Origin of the sequence: Flavobacterium sp. I-STPP5a (assembly GCF_009764685.1) — a bacterium.
GTDB lineage: Bacteria > Bacteroidota > Bacteroidia > Flavobacteriales > Flavobacteriaceae > Flavobacterium.
Genome location: NZ_VHLM01000046.1, coordinates 1 through 2,535 on the forward strand (window position 1 = coordinate 1; position 2,535 = coordinate 2,535).

3 protein-coding genes and 1 pseudogene are annotated in these 2,535 nt (G+C 31.7%); all 4 read left to right on the forward strand.

Features of this window, described 5'->3' with window-relative positions; translation table 11 throughout:
- Nucleotides 1-285, forward strand: a pseudogene (locus FJV36_RS08230) (Mobilization protein); the annotation flags it as partial.
- Nucleotides 233-751: a hypothetical protein gene (locus FJV36_RS08235; RefSeq protein WP_158728517.1), complete on the forward strand. Its 519-nt coding sequence runs from the start codon at nt 233-235 to the stop codon at nt 749-751. The pseudogene FJV36_RS08230 and the gene FJV36_RS08235, both read left to right, overlap by 53 nt.
- A 227-nt stretch (nt 752-978) precedes the next feature.
- A complete protein-coding gene (locus tag FJV36_RS08240; RefSeq protein WP_158728518.1) occupies nt 979-1,611 on the forward strand; it encodes a hypothetical protein in 633 nt (210 codons plus the stop codon).
- A gap of 395 nt (nt 1,612-2,006) precedes the next feature.
- The coding region (locus tag FJV36_RS08245; protein WP_158980993.1) for a Mobilization protein at nt 2,007-2,535 on the forward strand (529 nt) is incomplete at its 3' end.

Here is a 2,535-nt window from a genome sequence, read left to right on the forward strand (position 1 = left end):
GACAAAAACACTGGTAAAAGTCTAAAATTAAGCAAAGAAGACTTGTCAGATATTCAAACATTGACAGCTGAATGTTTACAAATGGAAAGAGGTCTTAAGGGGTCGAAATCATTAAGTTTAAACCATCATCAATACAGGGGATACCTAGAAATTAAAGACAAGTTTGTAAATGAATTTAAGATAGAATTGACTGAAAAAAAAGATAGAGAACTAAGAACCCAAATCATTGAAAATGAACGACAAAATAAAGACATCGGAAGAAGTACGAGAGGAGTTAGCCGATAAAAAAGTAGCTAAAACATATTTATCGGAATTTGAAAACGGAATAAAAAACCAACTAGATAGCTTTTTAAATAAAATAAGCGATTTTAAGCCCGATTTTAAAGTCACGCACAACATAACACTATCGGAAGAGTTAAAGGTTCAAAAAATAGCCTTAAATGAAGTTACAGAGAGGTTGAATAAACTTTCCATTCCTGAACAAATAGAAGTTTTGCAAAAAAAGGAAACTAAAATCACGTTTTCAGACAAAACAACTCAATTTTTGTTCTGGTTCTGCAGCATCTGTTTTGTTGTGGCAGTTGCTGGAGCAGTTTACGGGATTAATGCGTATGATAAAATTGATGCCTTGAAAAATGAAGAATATAAAAAAGGTGTTTTAGAAGGACGAAAACAGATTTATTATAATTTGCCTAAAGACAGTCAAAAATTCATAGAAAAAAAATACCCTGAATGGAGAAAAATAAATTAAGCAAAACCAACTTGCTTTGTTCGGCAAGCTAAAAAAAACCTACCTTTTTTCGGCTTGCCGAAAACATTTCATTCGCTTTGTGTAACACAATACAATAGAAAAACCTCTACAAGTCAATAGAATTAGGGGTACGACTGTAAAAAATTACAGTTGAACTGTAAAAAATTACAGTGCAACTGTAGAAAATTACAGTTTTTTATATATTTTTGAGAAAAAAAAGGGAGAAAATGAAATCAAATGCAACTCTGAAATTAACTCAAACAGAAACTTCAAAAACAGTTGAAATTTCAATTCCAAATGAAGAAGCAGAAAATGTAACTGCAGGAATTTTAAAAAAAAATCATCTAAGAGGACTTTATGCAGATTATTGTATTTTGAATCAAGAATTTTTGAAATATATTACTTCTTTAAAATTAAAGCCAGCGGAGTATCGAATTTTATTTTTAGTAATGTCCGAAATGGACAAAGAAAATAAGGTTTTGTTGAACAACGATCTTTTTATGAAAAAATTAAAAATAAGCGAAAAATCTGTTATTGAAGCTGTAAAAAGTCTTGTTGGATATAAAATAATTCTTCGCCAAAAATTAGATGTTTCTAGATATGAATATGAATTAAATTATGATTGTATTAATCCGCAATTTGCCTTTAAAAACAAAGGAAGTGTAGAAAATATAACCAAACATAAGGCTTTAATAAAACAAGAAACGCCTTATATAAAACAATACAACACTGGTGGAGATATAGATTTAATCAACTCTAATACTGGAGAAGTTTTTGAGACCATAAAACAGTTTACAAAAAAAGAAATCAAACCTAAATTCACTATCGAAGACCTTCCTGAATCTCCATTTGAAGAATAAATAAGGAATTCTTTTTTTTAGGGGTTTCCACCCCTAAGACCCCCGATAGAACTTGCTCGATAGTCTTTAGGTTTTTTTTAGCTTGCCGAACAAAGCAAGTGTTTTGCTGCCCTTTTGTTTAATAAAAAAGCATCACTAAATTTAGTGATGCTTCTTGCTTCGTTCATCAGGTTTCGGTGCTTCTCAAGGTCGTCCTCACGTTGCCTCTTTGTCCTCCCTCGCCGACAGAACAAAGATATGTTTTTTTTTATTTCAGATAAACAAAAGGGAAAAAATTTAACCTATTTTTGTTGCCTTGAAATATAATGGTTATAATTGCCCACTATAACCCTTAAGGGTTGTGGGTTCTCCGAAGGCTCCCCCGAGGGGTTTTTTCTACGAAAAAAAATGTAAGTATGACAAAATCTTGTATAAAAATTAAGCCTATAACAGGCTCTTCAGAAAAGCACAATACTCGAGAAATTGAGCCTAAATATTTAATCCAGGGACAAGTCCCAAATATTCATATTGTGGATTCAAAAATTAAAGATGTCCGGAATGAAATTGAAAAGAAATATTTTGAAACCGTAGGACAAAAAATGCAAGCTAAATCTACTCCAATTCGTGAAGCTGTTATTTTACTTCCCGATGATGACAATGATAAAAATTTAGAAAACCTTTTTGCACTTAACGACCAGCTTAAAGAGCGTTACGGTATTCAAGCATTCCAGGTCCATATTCACAATGATGAGGGTCATATCGATAAGGATGGAAAAGCAAAATATAATTATCATGCTCATGTAGTTTATAACTGGACTGACAAAAACACTGGTAAAAGTCTAAAATTAAGCAAAGAAGACTTGTCAGATATTCAAACATTGACAGCTGAATGTTTACAAATGGAAAGAGGTCTTAAGGGGTCGAAATCATTAAGTTTAAACCATC